General features: G+C 58.0%; 19 protein-coding genes. 8 read left to right on the top strand and 11 right to left on the bottom strand.

Translation table 11 applies throughout. The annotated features are described in order from the left end of the window. A complete protein-coding gene (gene yiiM, locus A1WC_RS00495) occupies positions 1–675 on the top strand; it encodes a 6-hydroxyaminopurine reductase (protein ID WP_016162050.1) in 675 nt (224 codons plus the stop codon). A 63-nt stretch (positions 676–738) separates the two neighbouring features. Here the strand turns inward: yiiM and cpxA are convergent, their stop codons facing one another. Both cpxA and cpxR read right to left on the bottom strand, forming a co-directional pair. Then, positions 739–2,112 carry an envelope stress sensor histidine kinase CpxA gene (gene cpxA, locus A1WC_RS00490; RefSeq protein ID WP_008807874.1) on the bottom strand — a complete coding sequence of 458 codons (1,374 nt, stop codon included), beginning with the start codon at positions 2,110–2,112 and terminating at the stop codon, positions 739–741. Next, positions 2,109–2,807 (bottom strand): envelope stress response regulator transcription factor CpxR, encoded by a 699-nt coding sequence (gene cpxR, locus A1WC_RS00485; protein WP_002882901.1) that lies wholly within the window; start codon positions 2,805–2,807, stop codon positions 2,109–2,111. The genes cpxA and cpxR overlap by 4 nt, the downstream gene beginning before the upstream one ends. Positions 2,808–2,956: 149 nt before the next feature. On the opposite strand from cpxR, the gene cpxP reads away from it, so the two are divergent. The 3 genes from cpxP (at position 2,957) to pfkA (ending at position 5,680) form a co-directional block, all read left to right on the top strand. Further along, complete coding sequence (gene cpxP, locus A1WC_RS00480; protein WP_004178004.1) at positions 2,957–3,460, top strand: cell-envelope stress modulator CpxP; 504 nt, start codon at positions 2,957–2,959, stop codon at positions 3,458–3,460. A 158-nt stretch (positions 3,461–3,618) separates the two neighbouring features. Then, positions 3,619–4,521, top strand: a complete 903-nt coding sequence (gene fieF, locus A1WC_RS00475; protein ID WP_008807873.1) for a CDF family cation-efflux transporter FieF — start codon at positions 3,619–3,621, stop codon at positions 4,519–4,521. Positions 4,522–4,717: 196 nt separating this feature from the next. Continuing rightward, positions 4,718–5,680: a 6-phosphofructokinase gene (gene pfkA, locus A1WC_RS00470; protein ID WP_002882911.1), complete on the top strand. Its 963-nt coding sequence runs from the start codon at positions 4,718–4,720 to the stop codon at positions 5,678–5,680. Between the two features lie 61 nt (positions 5,681–5,741). On the opposite strand, the gene rraA is transcribed toward pfkA, so the two are convergent. From rraA to priA, 7 genes are all read right to left on the bottom strand, one after another. Continuing rightward, entirely contained in the window at positions 5,742–6,227 is a 486-nt protein-coding gene (rraA, locus tag A1WC_RS00465) for a ribonuclease E activity regulator RraA (protein ID WP_002882913.1), read from the bottom strand. A gap of 92 nt (positions 6,228–6,319) precedes the next feature. Continuing rightward, entirely contained in the window at positions 6,320–7,240 is a 921-nt protein-coding gene (menA, locus tag A1WC_RS00460) for a 1,4-dihydroxy-2-naphthoate polyprenyltransferase (RefSeq protein ID WP_016162051.1), read from the bottom strand. 69 nt (positions 7,241–7,309) lie between these two features. Then, complete coding sequence (gene hslU, locus A1WC_RS00455; protein WP_008807871.1) at positions 7,310–8,644, bottom strand: HslU--HslV peptidase ATPase subunit; 1,335 nt, start codon at positions 8,642–8,644, stop codon at positions 7,310–7,312. Positions 8,645–8,653: 9 nt separating this feature from the next. After that, a complete protein-coding gene (gene hslV, locus A1WC_RS00450) occupies positions 8,654–9,184 on the bottom strand; it encodes an ATP-dependent protease subunit HslV (RefSeq protein ID WP_002882918.1) in 531 nt (176 codons plus the stop codon). 91 nt (positions 9,185–9,275) lie between these two features. Continuing rightward, entirely contained in the window at positions 9,276–10,238 is a 963-nt protein-coding gene (gene ftsN, locus A1WC_RS00445; protein ID WP_071599441.1) for a cell division protein FtsN, read from the bottom strand. Between the two features lie 93 nt (positions 10,239–10,331). After that, positions 10,332–11,360: a DNA-binding transcriptional regulator CytR gene (cytR, locus tag A1WC_RS00440; RefSeq protein WP_004203676.1), complete on the bottom strand. Its 1,029-nt coding sequence runs from the start codon at positions 11,358–11,360 to the stop codon at positions 10,332–10,334. Between the two features lie 150 nt (positions 11,361–11,510). Beyond that, on the bottom strand, positions 11,511–13,706 hold the full coding sequence (priA, locus tag A1WC_RS00435) for a primosomal protein N' (RefSeq protein WP_016162052.1): 2,196 nt from the start codon (positions 13,704–13,706) through the stop codon (positions 11,511–11,513). Between the two features lie 252 nt (positions 13,707–13,958). Here priA and rpmE point away from each other — a divergent pair, with 252 nt between their 5' ends. After that, on the top strand, positions 13,959–14,171 hold the full coding sequence (rpmE, locus tag A1WC_RS00430; protein WP_008807868.1) for a 50S ribosomal protein L31: 213 nt from the start codon (positions 13,959–13,961) through the stop codon (positions 14,169–14,171). 102 nt (positions 14,172–14,273) lie between these two features. Here the strand turns inward: rpmE and metJ are convergent, their stop codons facing one another. Beyond that, positions 14,274–14,591 carry a met regulon transcriptional regulator MetJ gene (gene metJ / locus A1WC_RS00425; RefSeq protein ID WP_004107547.1) on the bottom strand — a complete coding sequence of 106 codons (318 nt, stop codon included), beginning with the start codon at positions 14,589–14,591 and terminating at the stop codon, positions 14,274–14,276. 267 nt (positions 14,592–14,858) lie between these two features. Between metJ and metB the strand changes: the two genes are divergently transcribed. Next, complete coding sequence (metB, locus tag A1WC_RS00420; RefSeq protein WP_008807867.1) at positions 14,859–16,019, top strand: cystathionine gamma-synthase; 1,161 nt, start codon at positions 14,859–14,861, stop codon at positions 16,017–16,019. Positions 16,020–16,021: 2 nt separating this feature from the next. After that, positions 16,022–18,454 carry a bifunctional aspartate kinase/homoserine dehydrogenase II gene (locus A1WC_RS00415; protein WP_008807866.1) on the top strand — a complete coding sequence of 811 codons (2,433 nt, stop codon included), beginning with the start codon at positions 16,022–16,024 and terminating at the stop codon, positions 18,452–18,454. Positions 18,455–18,492: 38 nt separating this feature from the next. Here A1WC_RS00415 and A1WC_RS00410 read toward each other — a convergent pair whose 3' ends face one another. After that, a complete protein-coding gene (locus A1WC_RS00410) occupies positions 18,493–18,864 on the bottom strand; it encodes a carboxymuconolactone decarboxylase family protein (protein WP_016162053.1) in 372 nt (123 codons plus the stop codon). A 91-nt stretch (positions 18,865–18,955) separates the two neighbouring features. Between A1WC_RS00410 and A1WC_RS00405 the strand changes: the two genes are divergently transcribed. After that, positions 18,956–19,864, top strand: a complete 909-nt coding sequence (locus A1WC_RS00405; RefSeq protein WP_016162054.1) for a LysR family transcriptional regulator — start codon at positions 18,956–18,958, stop codon at positions 19,862–19,864. The last annotated feature ends 50 nt before the right edge of the window (positions 19,865–19,914 follow it).

Below are 19,914 nucleotides of genomic sequence, written 5' to 3' on the forward strand. Positions count from 1 at the left end.
ATGCATTATCCGGTGAATGTCTTTGTCGGCAAAATCAGGGACTACGCGGGCAGTCGCCCCAGCGCGATCGGCAAAATCCAGGTCGATGGCGAATTGCAGCTCGGCGATCTCGGCCTCGATGGGGATGAGCAGGCGGAGAAGAAAATTCACGGCGGGCCGGACCGCGCGCTGTGCCACTATCCGCGCGAACACTATGCCGACTGGATGCGTGAATTCCCCCAGCAGGCCGAGCGCTTCTGCGCGCCGGCGTTCGGCGAAAACCTCTCCACCACCGGGCTTACCGAGCAAAATGTTTATATCGGCGATATCTTTCGCTGGGGCGAGGCGCTGATCCAGGTCACCCAGCCGCGATCGCCGTGCTTCAAGCTCAACTTTCATTTTGCGGTCGGTGATATGGCGCAGCTGGTGCAAAACAGCGGGAAGACCGGCTGGTTGTATCGGGTGATTGCCGGGGGGCAAGTCTCCAGCGATGCGCCCCTAGAACTGGTTTCCCGGCTGAGCGATGTCAGTGTCCATGAGGCCGGGGCGATTGCCTGGCAGATGCCGTTTGATGATGATCAGTATCATCGTTTATTGTCGGCTGCGGGCCTGTCGGTGAGCTGGAGCCGAACGCTGCAGAAGCGGCGTTTAAGCGGTAAGATCGAGGATAGTTCGCGGAGATTGTGGGGGAAATAATTCCCCCACATTGAGTATTTTCGGGGATGCTCCCGGCTTAGCGCAGCGCAAGCCGGGACAGAGTCAGGTGCGCTTATACAGCGGCAGCCAAAGGGTTAAGCGCAAACCACCCAGCGGGCTGTCGTCGGCCTTCACCCAACCGCGGTGTTGCTGAATAGCGGTTTCGACAATCGCCAGCCCCAGGCCGGTGCCGCCGGACTCGCGGTCGCGCGCCTCGTCGGTCCGGTAGAATGGCCGGAAAATCTGTTCGCGATCCTCCGGGCTGACGCCGGGGCCGTCGTCGTCGACGTTAACCGTAATCCCGTCTTTATCCACCGAGAAGCTGACGGAAATCTTCGTGTGCGAGTAGCGCAGGGCGTTGCGGACGATATTCTCCAGCGCGCTTTCCAGCGCATTAGGGTTACCGTACAGCGGCCAGGGGCCCGGCGGATATTCAACGGTGAAAGATTTACCCATCTGCTCGGCTTCAAACGCCGCGTTGTCCAGCACTTCGCCCCACAGCTGATTGGCTTTCACCGTCTCGCTGACCAGGGCATTTTTGGCCTGATTGCGCGACATCACCAGCAGGTCGTTGATCATGCTGTCCAGCCGGTGCGCCTCGGTTTCGATGCGCTCCAGCTCCTTGCTCTCACCGCTGCGGCGACGCAGCAGGGCGGTGCCCAACTGCAGGCGCGTAAGTGGTGTGCGCAGCTCATGCGAGATATCAGACAGCAGCCGCTGCTGGCTGGTCATCATCCGCTCCAGCGCGGTGACCATCTGGTTAAAGCTGGCGCCAGCGGCTAAGAACTCCTGCGGCCCGGCTTCCAGCTCCGGATGCTGGCGCAGGTTGCCCTGGGCGACTTCGTCGGCGGCGTTTTTCAGCTTACGCGCCGGTTTCGCCAGGCTCCACGCCAGCCACAGCAGCAGCGGGGCGCTGACCAGCATCGTGACGATCAGCAGCAGCAATGGTCGATCAAACAGCAGGTTGATAAAGTCGGATTGTGAGGTGCTGGCGGGACGAATCAGATAGAGCTGATAGTTATCCTCACCGTCCCTGACGGAAAACGGGCCCACCATTTCCAGGCGGCCATAGCGTTTTTTCTGCGGATGATCGGCATTATCGGCCTGGCCGATAAAGTTACGAATGATCTGCATCTCGTTGCGTTCTGCGCCGATCACGCGGCCTTCGCTGGTCACCAGCAGCAGGCGTTGTCCCGGCGGCGCCCATTTATCGATGGCGCGAAACAGACGGCGCCACCACATCAGGTCGTTTGGCGGATCGTTGGCCAGCTCGGCCTCGACGTGCTGCTCGATCATGATGCCCTGACGCTGCTCGCTTTCCAGCAGCTCGGTCATCTGCCGGGAATCCAGTTTGGGCAACATCAGCACCAGCATCAACACCAGCGCCAGCGTGAGCCAGAAGATGGCGAAGATGCGTGCAGTCAAACTTCCAATCATGAAGCGGAAACCATCAGATACCCGCGGCCACGCAGCGTTTTAAACCACGGATGGCCATCTTTGCGCTCCGGCAGCTTACGCCGCAGGTTGGAAATATGCATATCGATGGCGCGGTCGAACGGCGTCAGGCGCTTGCCTAACACTTCCTGGCTTAAATGTTCACGCGACACCACCTGGCCGAGATGTTGCGCTAACAGATAGAGCAGGGTGAACTCGGTACCGGTGAGCTCCAGCGTCTGGCCATCGAAATTGGCTTCCTGACGGCCCGGATTGAGGCTTAAGGCATCCACTTCCAGCGTTGGCGATCCGGCTTCGGTCGTCTGCTGCTGCTCGCTCCAGTGGGAACGGCGCAGAATCGCGCGTATACGGGCCACCAGTTCACGATCGTTGAACGGCTTAGGCAAATAGTCATCCGCGCCCAGCTCAAGGCCGAGAACGCGATCCAGCTCGCTTCCGCGCGCTGTTAGCATGATAACCGGGGTCTGGTGTGTCTGACGCAGCTCTTTCAGCGTATCAATACCGTTTTTCTTCGGCATCATTACGTCGAGCAGCAATAAATCAACGCTGTCGTCCAGAAGGGCCAGCGCCTGTTCCCCATCATGGGCCACCAGCACGTTAAAACCTTCCATATCGAGCAGCTCTTTTAACAGGGAGGTGAGCTCCCGGTCATCATCAACTAACAGGATTTTATTCATCTTTTAAATACCTCCGAGGCAGAAATTACGTCATCAAGGCCCGCTAATCCATGACTTTACGTTGTTTTACACCCCCTGACGCATGTTTGCAGCCTGAATCGTAGACTGTCTCTCGTTGAATCGCGACACAAACGTTTTGGGAGTATGTGATGCGCAATGTTATCGCTGCCGTCATGGCCTCAACGCTGGCGCTAAGTGCATATAGCCAGGCCGCTGAAGTCGTTACCAGCGTTAACTGGCTCCCCGGAGACGAAGGGGGACAGCGCGGTAGCCAGAGCCATATGTTTGACGGCATAAGTTTAACCGAGCAGCAACGTCAGCAGTTACGGGATCTTATGCAACGGGCACGCCACGACAGGCTCCCCGTTAATGTTAGCGAAATGGAGACAATGCATCGCCTTGTCACCGCAGAAAATTTTGATGAAAACGCTGTGCGCGCCCAGGCAGAAAAGATGGCGCAGGAACAGGTTGCTCGCCAGGTCGAGATGGCTAAGGTCCGCAACCAGATGTATCACCTGCTTACGCCAGAGCAGCAAGCGGTTTTAAATGCTAAGCACCAGCAACGTATGGATCAGTTGCGTGAGGTTGCAAGGATGCAGAAAGGCTCAGCCATGATGCTTTCGAGTAGTAGCAACACCCTGCAACCCCAGTAACAAACCCTGTTTTCCTTGCCATAGACACCATCCCTGTCTTCCCCCACATGATGTGGGGGTTTTTTTTGCCCTTTTTTCGGCAAATCAACTTCTTCGCGTATCCCGTGAGCGTCACAAGTTCAGGTTATACTAAGCGCATTGCAGGAGAAGGAGCCTATATGAATCAATCTTATGGCCGGTTGGTCAGCCGCGCCGCTATCGCCGCGACGGCCATGGCCTCCGCGTTACTTTTGATCAAAATTTTTGCGTGGTGGTATACCGGTTCAGTCAGTATTCTGGCTGCGCTGGTGGATTCACTGGTGGATATTGCCGCCTCGCTGACCAACCTGCTGGTGGTTCGCTATTCGCTGCAACCTGCTGATGAAGAACATACCTTTGGCCATGGTAAAGCGGAATCGCTGGCGGCGCTGGCGCAAAGCATGTTTATTTCCGGCTCGGCGTTGTTTCTGTTTCTCACCGGCATCCAGCACCTGGTGCGTCCGGAGCCGCTGCAGGCCGCTGGCGTCGGTGTCGTCGTCACGTTGATCGCCCTGTTCAGCACGCTGGCGCTGGTGACCTTTCAGCGCTGGGTGGTGCGAAAAACCCAGAGCCAGGCGGTGCGGGCGGATATGCTTCATTATCAGTCTGATGTTATGATGAACGGCGCTATTCTGGTGGCGCTGGGCCTTTCCTGGTACGGCTGGCATCGCGCCGATGCGTTGTTTGCCTTAGGAATTGGCATCTATATTTTATATAGCGCGCTGCGGATGGGCTATGAGGCGGTTCAGTCACTACTCGACCGCGCCTTGCCTGACGAGGAGCGTCAGGACATTATCACCATCGTGACCGCATGGCCCGGCATCCGCGGGGCGCACGATCTACGAACGCGGCAGTCAGGGCCGACCCGCTTTATTCAGATTCATTTGGAAATGGAAGATAACCTCCCGCTGGTGCAAGCCCACGTGATTGCAGACCAGGTGGAGCAGGCGATTCTGCGCCGTTTCCCGGGTTCCGATGTCATTATCCATCAGGATCCCAGTTCTGTGGTGCCAGCGGCGCAGCAGGGCTTTTTTGAGCGTTAGGTTATAGTCTGTAAACTCGATGTAAAAATGTGGGGCAGATCGGCATTTTTTGTATAAATTACCGCCGTTTGGTCTGACCTGAATCAATTCAGCTTGAGGCGTTTGATATACTATTGTCATTAGCGTCGTGCACTCCTGGTGAGGGAGCGCTTCAGGCAACAGAATTATTTTTTGCTTCCTAAGTTCAGAGGTAGTCATGATTAAGAAAATCGGTGTGTTGACAAGTGGCGGTGATGCGCCGGGCATGAACGCAGCAATTCGTGGCGTGGTGCGCGCGGCATTAACGGAAGGTCTGGAAGTTTTTGGAATCTATGACGGTTACCTCGGATTGTATGAAGACCGTATGGTTCAGCTCGACCGTTACAGCGTTTCCGACATGATCAACCGCGGCGGCACCTTCCTGGGCTCCGCTCGCTTCCCGGAATTCCGCGAAGAACACATTCGCGCTGTGGCTATCGAAAACATGAAGAAGCGCGGCCTGGATGCGCTGGTGGTTATCGGTGGTGACGGATCCTATATGGGGGCAATGCGCCTGACCGAGATGGGCTTCCCGTGCATCGGTCTGCCGGGCACCATCGACAACGATATCAAAGGCACTGACTACACCATCGGCTTTTTCACCGCCCTGAGCACCGTGGTGGAAGCGATTGACCGTCTGCGCGACACCTCTTCTTCACACCAGCGCATCTCCGTGGTGGAAGTGATGGGCCGTTACTGCGGCGACCTGACCCTGGCGGCGGCGATTGCCGGCGGCTGTGAGTTCATCATGGTGCCGGAAGTGGAATACACCCGTGACGATCTGGTGGCCGAAATCAAAGCCGGTATCGCGAAAGGTAAGAAACACGCTATCGTGGCGATCACCGAGCACATGTGCGACGTTGACGAGCTGGCAAGCTACATCGAGAAAGAAACCGGGCGTGAAACTCGCGCCACCGTCCTCGGCCACATTCAACGCGGCGGTTCCCCGGTTCCTTACGACCGCATCCTGGCTTCCCGCATGGGCGCCTATGCAATTGAGCTGCTGCTGCAAGGCCATGGCGGCCGTTGCGTCGGCATCCAGAACGAGAAGCTGGTGCACCACGACATCATCGATGCCATCGAGAACATGAAGCGTCCGTTCAAGAACGACTGGCTGGATTGCGCGAAGAAACTGTACTAAGTTGCGCGTCGGATAAACAAAAGGCCTTCTCATGGAGAAGGCCTTTTTTATGGCGGAGGGTTTATTCGATATCCAGCGGGTCTTCCGACAGGATCATCCCGGTGTTATCGGCATACAGATGGTCGCCGGAGAAGAAGGTCACCCCGCCGAAATTGACGCGCACGTCGCTTTCGCCGATGCCTTCGCCAGCCGCGCCGACCGGAATAGCCGCCAGCGCCTGGATGCCGATGTCCAGCTCCTCAAGGTCGTCAACCTGGCGCACCGCGCCATAGACCACTAACCCTTCCCATTCATTCTGTACGGCCAGACGCGCCAGGTCGGCGTCAATTAACGCGCGTCGTACTGAGCCGCCGCCGTCGATCAGGAGAATATGACCACGGCCGTTCTGCTCGAGCAGATCATAGAGCAACCCGTTATCCTCGAAACATTTTACCGTAATGATTTGTCCACCAAACGACGACCGTCCTCCAAAGTTAGAGAACAGCGGTTCCACGACGTTGACATCTTCCTGGTAGATGTCACAAAGCTCGGAAGTATCGTATTTCATAGGCTTAACGTTCAGTTGCTGCGAGAGTTTTTAGTATATCCCGCGAATCCCATTGTTGGCAAAATCATCAATTGTTAATTGATATTTGTCAGTTAAGCCATCAGCTTACTGGCAATAATTCCGATGACAAACAGCAGGTTGGTCAGTAAGGCCCCTTTAACCGTCTTTTCGAGCATCGGCCGCATCGCTACCGGATCAGGTTCGCGCAGGACGTAACGCGCCTGTTTGACCAGCAGCGGCGTGGCGAGAATAAACAGCCAGCCCCACACAGAATGCAGCGCCAGCAGATTAAACAGCGCCAGACACAGCAGGGCGCCGAACAGCAGGCAGGCATGATAGCGGCGGGCATTGACCGGCCCCAGACGCACGGCGAGGGTGTTTTTTCCGTTCTGGCGATCGCTATCAATATCGCGCAGATTATTGATGTTCAGCACGGCGGTTGCCAGCAGACCGCAGGCCGTCGCTGGCAGAAAAATGGCCGCTTCCACATTATGGGCTTGCAGATACCAGCTGCCGAGGACGCTCAGCCAGCCGAAGAAAACGAGTACTGAGATATCACCCAGACCAATATATCCATAGGGGCGGGTGCCCACCGTGTAGGTGATGGCGGCCACGATAGACAGGCCTCCCAGGGCGAGGAAGCCGATGAAGTCGCCGACGCTCTGCCAGGCGGCGCACAGCAGCGCCAGACCAAACAGACAGATCAGCGCGACGGTGACGATGAGAGCGCGCTTCATCTGCTGGGGGGTAATCACCCCTTTCTGCATGCCGCGCAGCGGCCCGATGCGATCGGGTTTATCGCTCCCTTTGACTGCGTCGCCATAGTCATTCGCCAGGTTAGAAAGAATTTGCAGCAAGCCAGCGGTGATCAGCGCCAGCAGAGCAACCCAGGGATCAAAATGGCCCTGCTGCCAGGCAAGGGTGGTGCCAACAATAATCGCGGCAAACGCCAGCGGTAACGTTTTAGGACGCAGGCTTTCCAGCCACGCCCGAGAACGGCTGATATCAGTCATAGTTATTTTAGCCAATAAAAATGGGGGCTATAGCCCCCATCAACAATGATGAAAATGCATTGCACCGGATTATAGGATAAAACGGCTCAGATCTTCATCTGCCACCAGAACATCCAGGTGTTTACTCACATATTCGGCATCGATAATGACGGTCTGGCCGTTCATCTCGCTGGCATCATAGGAAATATCTTCCACCAGACGCTCCAGCACGGTATGCAGGCGACGCGCACCGATGTTCTCGGTGGTTTCGTTTACCTGCCACGCGGCCTGGGCGATACGCTTGATACCGTCTTCGGTGAATTCGATATTCACCCCTTCGGTCGCCATCAGCGCTTTGTACTGCACGGTGATGGAGGCATTCGGCTCGGTCAGGATGCGCTCGAAGTCATGGGTGGTCAGCGCTTTCAGCTCAACGCGGATCGGCAGACGCCCCTGCAGCTCAGGGATCAGATCGGACGGACTGGCCACCTGGAACGCGCCGGAGGCGATAAACAGAATGTGGTCGGTCTTAACCATCCCGTGCTTGGTGGAGACGGTGCAGCCTTCAACCAGCGGCAGCAGGTCGCGCTGTACGCCTTCGCGAGACACGTCCGGGCCGGAGGAGTTGCCGCCGCGCTTACAGATTTTGTCGATTTCGTCGATAAAGACGATACCGTGCTGCTCTACAGCGTCGATGGCTTCCTGCTTCAGCTCTTCCGGGTTGACCAGCTTGGCCGCTTCTTCTTCAATCAGCAGCTTCATCGCGTCTTTGATTTTCAGCTTACGCGGTTTTTGCTTCTGGCCGCCGAGGTTCTGGAACATGGACTGCAGCTGGCTGGTCATCTCTTCCATGCCCGGAGGGGACATGATTTCAACGCCCATCGGCGCCGCAGCGAGATCGATTTCAATCTCTTTATCGTCCAGCTGGCCTTCACGCAGTTTCTTGCGGAACGCCTGGCGCGCAGCAGAGGGTTCCTGCGGCTGTTCAGCCTGGCCCCAGTTGTTTTTCGCCGGTGGGATCAGCACGTCAAGTACGCGCTCTTCCGCCAGCTCTTCCGCGCGGTAACGGTTTTTATCGATGGACTGCATGCGAACCATTTTGATCGCCGCATCGGTCAGATCGCGGATGATCGAGTCCACTTCTTTACCAACATAGCCCACTTCGGTGAACTTGGTCGCTTCAACTTTAATAAACGGCGCGTTGGCCAGTTTCGCCAGACGACGGGCAATCTCGGTTTTACCGACGCCGGTTGGGCCGATCATCAGAATGTTTTTCGGCGTGACTTCATGACGCAGCTCTTCGTTAAGCTGCATCCGGCGCCAGCGGTTACGCAGGGCGATAGCAACAGAACGCTTGGCGGCGTCCTGGCCGATAATGTGTTTGTCCAGTTCGCTGACAATTTCGCGTGGGGTCATTTCAGACATGGGAGATCCTTACGCTTTAGAAGGTAATTCTTCGATGGTGTGGAAATGGTTGGTATAGATGCAGATATCACCTGCAATATCCAACGCTTTCTCGGCGATGTCGCGCGCGCCCATATCGGTGTTTTCCAACAGCGCGCGGGCCGCGGCCTGGGCGTAAGGACCGCCGGAGCCGATAGCAATCAAATCGTTTTCTGGCTGTACCACGTCGCCGTTACCGGTGATGATAAGCGACGCGTTTTCGTCCGCGACGGCCAGCAGCGCTTCCAGCTTGCGCAACATCCGATCGGTTCGCCAGTCTTTGGCCAGCTCAACGGCGGCCTTCACCAGATGGCCCTGGTGCATTTCCAGTTTACGTTCAAACAGTTCGAACAGCGTGAAGGCGTCAGCGGTGCCGCCAGCAAAACCGGCAATCACTTTGTCGTTATACAGACGACGCACTTTCTTCACGTTGCCCTTCATCACGGTGTTGCCCAGCGTGGCCTGGCCATCACCGGCAATAACAACATGGCCGTTACGGCGAACACTTACAATTGTAGTCACGAGCAGACCCCTTGGTTGCAAAAGCGGAACAGGGGCCCCGCGCTGTCCGCGGGGCCGAATGCAATTATAGATGGGGGGGATTTTGAGGGTTTCAACCCCTGGCGGCGAGACGAATGCAGTTCGCGTGTCCGGCCATCTTCAGACGGGTGATCATCTCGTTGGCGCTTTCTTTGCCTTTCAGCGGGCCAATGACTACGCGGTTCCAGCCGTTGTTGGTGGTGATATGTGAAGCAAACCCTTCAAAAGCCAGCTGAGCGCGGACGGTTTCGGCCTGCTCGGCGCCTTTAAAGGAGCCACACTGGATCATCCAGCTACGATCGTCTTTCTTCTCGGCGGCTTTCGGCGCTTCCTCCACGCGGGTTACCGGCGCGGCGGCCTGCGTACGTGGCTGCGTGGTATTGGTATGCGCCGGCGTCTGCAGCAGATCCTGGTACGGCTGCTGGTTCGACGCGGTCTGCTTCGGCTGTTGCTGTTGCACCGGCTTCGGCTGCTGGACGCGCGGCTGCTGCTGCACGGCCTGCGGCTGAGTTTGCGCCCACTGCTGCTGTTGCGCCTGCTGTTGCTGCTGTGCTAAACGCTGACGCTGCAACGTCTGCTGGCGCTGTGCCGGGGTTTGTTCGTTCCACGGCACTTCGGTCAGCTGGGTCGGCTGCTGGCGCATATCGGCCTGCATCTGGGCGAGCAGCTGGCGCTGCTCGTCGGTCAGCTGTTCCGGTTTCATCACCTCGCCACCGGCGGTCGGTTCGGTCGGCGCGCGGACGCCAGGCTGGCGGCTTTCCAGCTCTTTGATATAGCGCCAGCGCTCTTCCGGTTTTGGCGGCAAGCCGTTACCGGCGGCCTGGCGATTTTGCATCGCTTCCGCTTCTTCTTTCTTATGGTGCGTAATGAAATAAAGTCCACCGATAAAGGCCACCAGCACCGCCGCCGCGATCGCCACCATAGCCGGTGAAATCGCCGGAAGGCTGCTTTGCTTATTCCTTGAGCTTCGGGTAGTGCTCTTTTTGCGCCGCGAAGAAGCCGGTTGGCTGCGGCGTACATAATCTCGTTGTGCCACTATCGTTTCGCTGTCTTATATTTGTTCGTCAGCCCGCCATGTTACTTAAGCGGCGGGCCTTTGACCAGAAGAGCAGGCCCGAAAGCCTGATGGTTATCGTCTGATTTTTTGCGTACTGCCGCGAACGATCAGTTCGCAATCAAGCAGACGCGAGCCGCTGTTCACATTATGACCCTGCATTTGCTCAAGTAATAGCAGCATTCCTTCACGGCCGATATCAAAACGCGGCTGTGAAACGGTAGTCAACGGCGGATCGCAAAATTCAGACAACGCGATGTTATCGAAGCCGACAATCGACAGGTCGTCCGGCACCTTCAGGCCGCGGCGTTTCGCCAGCGACAAGGCGCCCAGCGCCATCACATCACTATGGCAGAAGACCGCGGTGGGCGGCACCGGCTGTGACAGCAGCTGCTCCAGCGCATTGGCGCCGGCTTCAAAGGTAAAATTGCCGCGAGCGATATAGTGCGGATCGACGGTGATACCGCTGCGGCGCAGCGCCTGCACATAACCCTGCAGGCGATAATGGCACAGCGGCATATCTTCCGGGCCGGCGATACAGCCAATACGCTGGTGTCCCAGCTCATGAAGATAGTTCACCGCGTTAAAGGCCGCCGTCAGGTTATCGATGTGGACGGTGGGTAACTCCAGCTCCGGCGCGAATTCGTTCGACATGACCATCGGCGGCAAATTGCGCTGCTCTTCCACGCTGGCGTCGAACGGCAGGCGCGAGCTGAGCAGCACCATGCCGTCGATCTGCTTGGTGATAATAAGGTCAATAAAGGTTTTTTCTTTCTGGTTCTGGTGGGCGCAATCGCCGATTAACACCAGATAACCGTGCTCGGCGGCCGTGACTTCAATTCCGCGGATGACTTCACTAAAAAAGGGATCGCAGATATCCGGCACGATCACGAGGATCGTCCGCGATTCGTTGCGCTTCATATTTCGCCCGAGCGACTGCGGTAAATAGCCGACTTCCAGCGCCGCCTGCTCGACCCGGTTACGGGTGGCTTGCGACACCTTATCAGGGTTCATCAACGCTCGGGACACGGTTGCCGTGGAAACGTTTGCCTTGAGGGCGACGTCTTTCATGGTGGCGGCAACCACTTGTTTTTTGGGCTTCACCTGGTTTCTCCTCGCTGAATGGCGCTGACATTTCCCTTGCGCGCTAACTGCTGCATCATTTTTATCAGATAGTCGCGGCAGTGAGTTACAGAATTTTCATGAAAAACGTGATGCTTGTTGAATTTTTCGATCCGGCTCGCAAGAGAGGCCTTACCCTTCAATAGGATCGACATCCAGCACCCATTTCACTTTTCTCGCCTCCGGTAGCGTATTGATTAACGCCAGCGTACCGCTGACGATGTGCTGCAGGCGCACCCGCGAAGGGTGCTGCAGCAATATTTGCCAGCGCCAGCGGCCGCCGCGCTTCGGCGCCAGCGCCGGAACCGGACCGAGCACCCACAGTTTATCGTCGGCCAGCGGGCTGGCCTGCAAGAGATTACGTAACTGCTGTAAAAACAGCGGCGCCTGCTGGTTGTTATGGTCTTCAGCACGTATCAACACGTGACTGGTCCACGGCGGTAGCTGCATCGTCTGGCGTTCGGCCAGCGCCTGCTCGGCAAAGGCGTCGTAGCCTTTATACAGCAGGGTCTGCAGCAGAGGATGCTCCGGATGGTGGGTTTGCAGGATCACTTCGCCCTGTTTTCCTGCCCGGCCCGCTCGTCCGGAGACCTGGGTATAGAGCTGAGCGAAACGCTCTGCGGAGCGGAAATCAGCGGAAAATAGCGCCCCGTCGACGTCCAGCAGGGAGACGAGGGTCACGTCCGGAAAGTGGTGGCCTTTGGCCAGCATTTGGGTGCCGATCAAAATGCGCGCGCCGCCGCGGTGGACTGCGGCGAGATGTTCCTCAAGCGCCCCTTTACGGCTGGTGGTATCGCGGTCGATACGCGAGATAGGCACGCCAGGGAACAGCGGCGTCAGGGACTGCTCCAGTTGCTCGGTGCCGATACCCACCGGCACCAGATGTGTGGAACCGCAGGAAGGGCACTGGCGCGGGACAGGGCGCTGACTGTCGCAATGGTGGCAGCGCAGATGGTGCTGCGCCTGGTGCAACGTATAGTAGCTGTCGCAGCGCGGGCACTCCGCGATCCAGCCGCAGTCGTGGCACAGCAGCGCCGGCGCAAAGCCGCGGCGGTTAAGAAACAGGATCACCTGGTTATCCGCCTGCAGATGCTGGCGCATGCGGTTGATCAGCGCGGGTGACAGACCCGCCTGCAGCACCTGTCCTTTCAGGTCGAGCACGTGCTGCTGGGCTGGACGCGCGTTGCCCGCGCGTTTGCTTAAGGTTAACTGCCGATATTTGCCCTGGCGGACGTTGTGCAGGGTCTCCAGCGCCGGCGTCGCCGAGCCGAGAATAATCGGGATCTGTTCGCTGTGAGCGCGCCATACCGCCAGGTCGCGGGCGTGGTAGCGCCAGCCTTCCTGCTGTTTGTAGGAGCTGTCATGCTCTTCGTCGATGACGATGACGCCGAGATCTTTAAACGGCGTAAACAGCGAGGAGCGAGTGCCTATCACAATGGCCGCTTCGCCGTTTTTCGCCTTCAGCCAGGCCGAGAGACGTTCGCTGTCATTGAGTCCGGAGTGCAGCACTTCCACCGGCGCATTAAAGCGCTGGCGAAAACGGGCGATAGTTTGCGGCGTCAGGCCGATCTCCGGCACCATCACCAGCGCCTGGCGCCCCTGCGCCAGTACATTCTCCAGCACGCTCAAGTAGACTTCCGTTTTCCCTGAGCCTGTGATGCCTGCCAGTAGCCAGGCGGAGAAGCGATCGGCAGCGCTGTGGATCGCCCCGACGGCGGTGGCCTGTTCGGTATTCAGACGCAGGCGCTCGCCGGCAACCGAATACGTGCTGCGCCAGTCGGTGAGGACGGGCGCTTCACAGGCCAGCTCCGCCAGCCCTTTGCCACGCAGCGCCTGCAGCGCCGCTTCATTAAATTCCAGTTCGCTAACCTGATGACGCCAGATCTTTCCCTGGCGCAGCGCCGCCAGCGCCTGCTGCTGCTTTGGGGAGCGTTTCAGACCGTTGAGGTCGACAGCCTGCCCCTGCTCGGTGGCGAACCAGTACCACAGCGGCGTCGCGCTGGCGGGTTTGCCCTGGCGCAGCAGAATGGGCAGCGCATGGAACAGCACATCGCCAATCGGATGATGGTAATACTCAGCCGCCCACATCAGCAGTCGCCAGACGGTGCCAGAGAAGACCGGCTCGTCGTCCAGCGCTTCGGCGACCGGTTTGAGTTCATCCAGCGGCAGCTCGCTGCGCTCGCTCACCGCCGCGACAATGCCGATCCGCTCCTGTTTGCCGAACGGCACCCGCACCCGACAGCCCGCTTTGACCGTCATGCCATCAGGCAGCAGATAGTCAAAGGTGCGCGGTAGCGGAACGGGTAGGGCAACGTGGGCGACGGGCATGTCATCTTCCTGACTTGAAATCTGGCGGGATAGTATACACATTACGATAAGGCGGCGCGGATCAGTTTGCATATGCTGGTCAAATTCTGTATGATTCGCCGCCTTCAATGCACTTTATACCGCATTGGAGATTGACCATTACCGTACGCTTCGCGCTGTCAGCAGCGTGGAAGACGACGGGAAATTATTAATATCGCGTGGTGTCTGGCGTTAGGGCTGGAAGAGCGACGCGGCCTTAACTGAGGTTCTCCCATGAAAAAAGGTATTCACCCAAAATACGAAGAAATTACTGCTACCTGTTCTTGCGGTAATGTCATGAAAATCCGTTCCACCGTTGGTCACGACCTGAACCTCGACGTGTGCGGTAAATGCCACCCGTTCTTCACCGGCAAACAGCGTGATGTTGCTACCGGTGGCCGTGTTGACCGCTTCAACAAGCGCTTCAGCATCCCGGGCAGCAAGTAAGTTGCCAGAAGAAGCCGCCTCAGGGCGGCTTTTTTGTGCCTCTCGCCAGCCTGGGCGGGACACAAAAAAGGGCGGAAAATTGCTTCCGCCCTTTTTATCAACTCAGTATTCCCACGTATCCGGGTCGATCCCCAGTTCACGCATAATCTCTTTCGCCGCTTCCGGGATCTCATCGCTGCGCTCTTTACGCAGGTCTTCATCGTTAGGCAACGGTTGTCCGGTAAAGGCATGCAGGAACGCTTCGCACAGCAGCTCGCTGTTGGTCGCGTGACGCAGGTTGTTCACCTGACGACGCGTGCGTTCATCGGTGAGGATTTTTAACACCTTCAGAGGAATGGAAACCGTAATTTTCTTTACTTGCTCACTCTTCTTACCGTGCTCAGCGTATGGGCTGATATATTCGCCGCTCCATTCAGCCATGAGATACCTTAATCCTCTGTTTATTAGTGAAGGGCCAGAATATTCCGCCCGGGCTATAATTGCGCGTAGTTTACCGTATGAGCGCGCTTTCTAACATGAGATAAGCCGCTACCGACGTGCGCTAATGCATATAATTTTAACGGCTATTTGCACTTTGCTCAATCTATACGCAAAGAAGTTTAGATGTCCAGATGTATTGACGTCTATTGTGACAATGTTTACTCTGGAGCCTGACTTTTCACCGATTCAGCCCAGGAACTTCCCAACATGACGCGTAAACAGGCCACCATCGCAGTGCGTAGCGGTTTAAATGACGACGAGCAGTACGGTTGCGTTGTCCCGCCGATCCACCTTTCCAGTACCTATAACTTTACCGGCTTTAATGAACCTCGCGCCCACGACTACTCCCGCCGCGGCAACCCGACGCGTGATGTGGTGCAGCGCGCCTTAGCGGAGCTGGAAGGTGGCGCCGGCGCGGTGCTGACCAATACCGGTATGTCGGCGATCCTGCTGGTGACGACGGTGTTCCTTAAGCCGGGCGATCTGCTGGTGGCGCCGCACGACTGCTACGGCGGCAGCTACCGTCTGTTCGACAGCCTGGCGAAGCGCGGCTGTTATCGCGTCCAGTTCGTCGATCAAAATGATGAGCAGGCGCTGCGGGCGGCATTGGCGGAAAAACCGAAGCTGGTGCTGGTTGAAAGCCCAAGTAATCCATTGCTGCGGGTGGTGGATATTGCGAAAATCTGTGGTCTGGCGCGTGAGGCAGGCGCGGTGAGCGTGGTGGACAACACCTTCCTGAGCCCGGCGCTGCAAAACCCGCTGGCGCTGGGCGCCGACCTGGTGTTGCATTCCTGTACTAAATACCTGAATGGCCACTCCGATGTGGTTGCCGGGGTGGTGATTGCCAACGATCCGGCGACTGTCACCGAACTGGCATGGTGGGCGAATAATATTGGCGTCACCGGCGGCGCGTTCGACAGCTATTTGCTGCTGCGCGGTCTGCGGACGCTGTCTCCGCGTATGGAGGTGGCGCAGCGTAATGCCCTGGCGATTGTTGAGTATCTGAAAACCCAGCCGCTGGTGAAAAAGCTGTATCATCCGTCGCTGCCGGAAAACCAGGGGCATGAAATTGCGGCGCGTCAGCAAAAAGGTTTTGGCGCAATGTTAAGCTTCGAGCTGGACGGTGACGAGCAGACGCTGCGCCGTTTCCTGAGCGGGCTGTCGCTGTTTACACTGGCGGAATCGCTGGGGGGCGTTGAAAGCCTGATTTCCCATGCGGCAACGATGACGCATGCCGGCATGGCGCCTGAAGCGCGTGCCGCCGCCGGAATTTCAGAAACGCTTCTGCGTATTTCAACCGGTATTGAAGATGGTGAAGATTTAATTGCCGACCTGGAAAATGGCTTCCGGGCAGCAAACGAGGAATAAAAATGAGTGTGATTGCGCAGGCAGGGGCGAAGGGTCGTCAGCTGCACAAATTTGGTGGGAGTAGTTTAGCGGATGCGAAATGTTACCTGCGTGTCGCGGGGATCATGAAGGAATATTCGCAGGCGGGCGACATGATGGTTGTCTCCGCCGCTGGCAGCACCACCAACCAGCTGATCAGCTGGCTTAAACTTAGCCAGAGCGATCGCCTTGCTGCGCATCAGGTTCAGCAGTCGCTTCGCCGTTATCAGACCGAGCTGATTGGCGGTCTGGTGGAGCCGGCGGCGGCTGACACGTTAATTGCCGCCTTCATCCATGACCTTGAGCGTCTGGCAGGGCTGCTTGATGGCGGGGTTACCGAAGCGGTTTATGCGGAAGTGGTCGGCCATGGTGAAGTCTGGTCCGCACGCCTGATGGCGGCGGTCCTTAACCAACTAGGTATGGAAGCGGCCTGGCTGGATGCTCGCGCTTTCCTGCGTGCGGAACGCGCCGCGCAGCCGCAGGTGGATGAAGGATTATCTTATCCACTGCTGCAACAGCTGATGGCGCAACATCCGAATAAGCGTCTGGTGGTGACCGGCTTTATCTCCCGCAACCAGGCCGGGGAAACCGTCCTGCTGGGCCGTAACGGGTCTGACTACTCCGCCACGCAGATCGGCGCGCTGGCGGGCGCCTCTCGCGTCACCATCTGGAGTGATGTCGCCGGGGTGTACAGCGCGGATCCGCGTAAGGTCAAAGATGCCTGTCTGCTGCCGCTGCTGCGTCTGGATGAAGCCAGCGAGCTGGCGCGTCTGGCCGCTCCAGTGCTCCACGCCCGCACGCTGCAGCCGGTGTCCGCCAGCGATATCGATCTGCAGTTACGTTGCAGCTATACGCCGGAACAGGGTTCTACGCGCATTGAGCGCGTGCTGGCTTCGGGTACTGGCGCGCGGATTGTCACCAGCCATGATGACGTCTGTCTGGTGGAGTTCCAGGTGCCGGCCAGCCATGATTTCAAACTGGCGCATAAAGAGCTGGACGCCCTGCTCAAACGCGCCCAGCTGCGCCCGTTAGCCGTTGGCGTCCATGCCGACCGTAAGCTGCTGCAGTTCTGCTATACCTCCGAGGTCGCCGACAGCGCGCTGAAGCTGCTCGATGAAGCGGGTCTGCCGGGCGAGCTGCGTCTGCGTCAGAAGCTGGCGCTGGTGGCGATGGTGGGCGCGGGTGTCACCCGTAACCCACTGCACTGCCATCGTTTCTGGCAGCAACTGAAAGGGCAACCGGTGGAGTTCACCTGGCAGTCCGAAGAGGGGATCAGTCTGGTAGCCGTGTTGCGCGCCGGACCAACGGAAAGCCTGATCCAGGGGCTGCATCAGACCTTGTTTCGTGCAGAGAAGCGTATTGGCCTGATGCTGTTCGGCAAGGGGAACATTGGCTCCCGCTGGCTGGAGCTGTTTGCCCGCGAACAAACCACCTTGTCGGCGCGTACTGGCTTCGAGTTTGTTCTCGCCGGCGTAGTCGACAGTAAACGCAGCCTGCTGAACTACGACGGGCTGGATGCCAGCCGGGCGCTGGCCTTCTTCAACGATGAAGCGGTGGAACAGGATGAAGAGTCGCTGTTCCTGTGGATGCGCGCGCATCCGTACGATGATTTAGTGGTGCTGGACGTCACCGCCAGCGAACAGCTGGCCGACCAGTACCTTGATTTCGCCAGCCATGGCTTCCACGTGATCAGCGCCAACAAGCTGGCGGGCGCCAGCAGCAGTGATAAATATCGCCAGATCCACGACGCGTTTGAGAAGACGGGTCGCCACTGGCTGTATAACGCTACCGTTGGCGCGGGTTTGCCGGTGAACCATACGGTGCGCGATCTGATCGACAGCGGCGACACCATCCTCGGCCTGAGCGGTATCTTCTCGGGAACGCTCTCCTGGTTGTTCCTGCAGTTTGATGGCACCGTGCCGTTCACCGACCTGGTGGACCAGGCCTGGCAGCAGGGGCTGACCGAGCCGGATCCGCGCGTCGATCTGTCCGGTAAGGATGTGATGCGTAAGCTGGTGATCCTCGCGCGGGAAGCGGGTTATGACATCGAACCGGATCAGGTCCGTGTGGAATCACTGGTCCCTGCACACTGCGAAGAGGGGTCGGTCGATCACTTCTTTGAAAATGGCGAAGAGCTGAACGAGCAAATGCTGCAGCGTCTGGAAGCGGCCCGCGAGATGGGGCTGGTGCTCCGCTACGTGGCGCGCTTTGATGCTAACGGCAAAGCACGCGTCGGCGTGGAAGCGGTACGCGAAGAGCACCCGCTGGCGGCGCTGCTGCCGTGCGATAACGTGTTCGCCATCGAAAGCCGCTGGTATCGCGATAACCCGCTGGTGATCCGCGGGCCCGGCGCCGGGCGCGATGTGACCGCCGGGGCGATCCAGTCGGATATTAACCGTCTGGCGCAGCTGCTGTAGTTCCGAGAAAAAGACCAGGCGCTGCCTGGTCTTTTTTGTTAGTGCGCCGCAAAAACCGCTTTAGCGGCAAACAGGCCGTTGAGCGCCGCCGGGAATCCGGCGTAGACCGCCATCTGCATGATCACTTCCGTAATCTCCTCTTGCGTCAGACCGACATTTAATCCTGCGGCAATGTGTACTTTCAGCTGTGGCGCGGCGTTACCCAGCGCGGTGAGCGCGGCAATAGTAGCGATTTCCCGGCTGCGTAAATCGAGCCCCGGCCTGGCGTAAATATCGCCGAAGGGGAACTCAATCAGATAGCGGGCGAAATCGGGGGCGATATCCTGCAGGCTGTCGACGACGGCTTCCCCACCGCTGCCATCCACCCGCTGCAGCATTTCCTGACCGGTGATATAACGTTCGCTGGACATCGTTTTTTCCTCTCTGTGATGAAGCGTTGAGAGGAAGGGTAGGGAAGTTTGCCGGACTTGAGTAATACCCTTTTCGTGATACCTTTTCAGTATGACAACTTCGCAATTACATTCCCTGGATATTCGCCTGCTGCGCGCCTTTGCCGTGGTGGCGGAAGAAAATAACATCAGCCGGGCGGCGCAGCGGTTATTTATCTCGCAGCCGCCGCTGAGTCGTCATATGCGTCAACTGGAAGCTCAACTAGGGGTGACGCTGTTTCAGCGCCACAGCAAAGGCTTGATCCTTACCGACGCGGGAAGAGAAGTGCTGGAGATTATTCGGCCGATGCTGGCGCTCCAGGCGCGCACGCTGGCGGCATTGAGTGAGCTCTCCGTTCACTCGCCGCAGCCCTTGCGTCTGGGATTGACCACCGCCTTTGAACAGGGCATTTTCGCCGCCGTTGAATCTGCGCTGAGCGATCATACCCGCGCGTTGCATATTACCCGCCACGCCTCACCGGCACTGGCTCAGCAGGTACGCAAAGGCAAACTCGATGCGGCGCTGGTCGCGCTGCCGCTGAATACTGAAGGGCTGCACCTGCATCCTTTGCCGTATCAGGAGCCGCTCATCGCGGCATTGCCTGTCTCCTGGCCGGAAGCCGCCAGACCAGCGTTAACGCTACGCGCGCTCAATCATCGGCCGCTGTTCTGGTTTAAACGCGAGCGCAATCCCGATTTCTTTGACTACACGCGACGTATTTTCGACCGGGCTGGTTATACCCCCGCTTACGTGGAAGAGCCTGCCGAACATGATGTGCTGCTGGCGCGTATTGCGCGTGGCGAAGGCATGATCCTCCTGCCGGCGTCCTTTTCCGCGATCCAGCGTCAGGGGGTGGTGTTCTGTCCTGTCGCTGAAGGCGACAGCATGCCGTTAAGCCTTGGCGTGGTCTATGCGCCTCACCAGGCAGAATCCGTGCAGCAATGGCTTCCTCTGCTGGATGACCATCTGACGACTGGCTAGCCTCAGGCTGAACATCGTACTACCCCATATTGACTGCAGAGCGAGCTCTT

It is taken from the genome of Klebsiella sp. KTE92, assembly GCF_000398905.1.
Classification (GTDB): Bacteria; Pseudomonadota; Gammaproteobacteria; order Enterobacterales; family Enterobacteriaceae; genus Klebsiella; species Klebsiella variicola.

Bases quoted from the DNA above. Each gene is read 5' to 3' on its own strand.
- metB (WP_008807867.1), top strand. From the start codon at position 14,859: ATGACGCGTAAACAGGCCACCATCGCAGTGCGTAGCGGTTTAAATGAC.
- yiiM (WP_016162050.1), top strand. From the start codon at position 1: ATGCATTATCCGGTGAATGTCTTTGTCGGCAAAATCAGGGACTACGCG.
- cpxP (WP_004178004.1), top strand. From the start codon at position 2,957: ATGCGCAATGTTATCGCTGCCGTCATGGCCTCAACGCTGGCGCTAAGT.
- pfkA (WP_002882911.1), top strand. From the start codon at position 4,718: ATGATTAAGAAAATCGGTGTGTTGACAAGTGGCGGTGATGCGCCGGGC.
- cpxA (WP_008807874.1), bottom strand. From the start codon at position 2,112: ATGATTGGAAGTTTGACTGCACGCATCTTCGCCATCTTCTGGCTCACG.
- priA (WP_016162052.1), bottom strand. From the start codon at position 13,706: ATGCCCGTCGCCCACGTTGCCCTACCCGTTCCGCTACCGCGCACCTTT.
- metJ (WP_004107547.1), bottom strand. From the start codon at position 14,591: ATGGCTGAATGGAGCGGCGAATATATCAGCCCATACGCTGAGCACGGT.
- A1WC_RS00415 (WP_008807866.1), top strand. From the start codon at position 16,022: ATGAGTGTGATTGCGCAGGCAGGGGCGAAGGGTCGTCAGCTGCACAAA.
- cpxR (WP_002882901.1), bottom strand. From the start codon at position 2,807: ATGAATAAAATCCTGTTAGTTGATGATGACCGGGAGCTCACCTCCCTG.
- A1WC_RS00410 (WP_016162053.1), bottom strand. From the start codon at position 18,864: ATGTCCAGCGAACGTTATATCACCGGTCAGGAAATGCTGCAGCGGGTG.
- rpmE (WP_008807868.1), top strand. From the start codon at position 13,959: ATGAAAAAAGGTATTCACCCAAAATACGAAGAAATTACTGCTACCTGT.
- fieF (WP_008807873.1), top strand. From the start codon at position 3,619: ATGAATCAATCTTATGGCCGGTTGGTCAGCCGCGCCGCTATCGCCGCG.
- A1WC_RS00405 (WP_016162054.1), top strand. From the start codon at position 18,956: ATGACAACTTCGCAATTACATTCCCTGGATATTCGCCTGCTGCGCGCC.
- rraA (WP_002882913.1), bottom strand. From the start codon at position 6,227: ATGAAATACGATACTTCCGAGCTTTGTGACATCTACCAGGAAGATGTC.
- menA (WP_016162051.1), bottom strand. From the start codon at position 7,240: ATGACTGATATCAGCCGTTCTCGGGCGTGGCTGGAAAGCCTGCGTCCT.
- hslU (WP_008807871.1), bottom strand. From the start codon at position 8,644: ATGTCTGAAATGACCCCACGCGAAATTGTCAGCGAACTGGACAAACAC.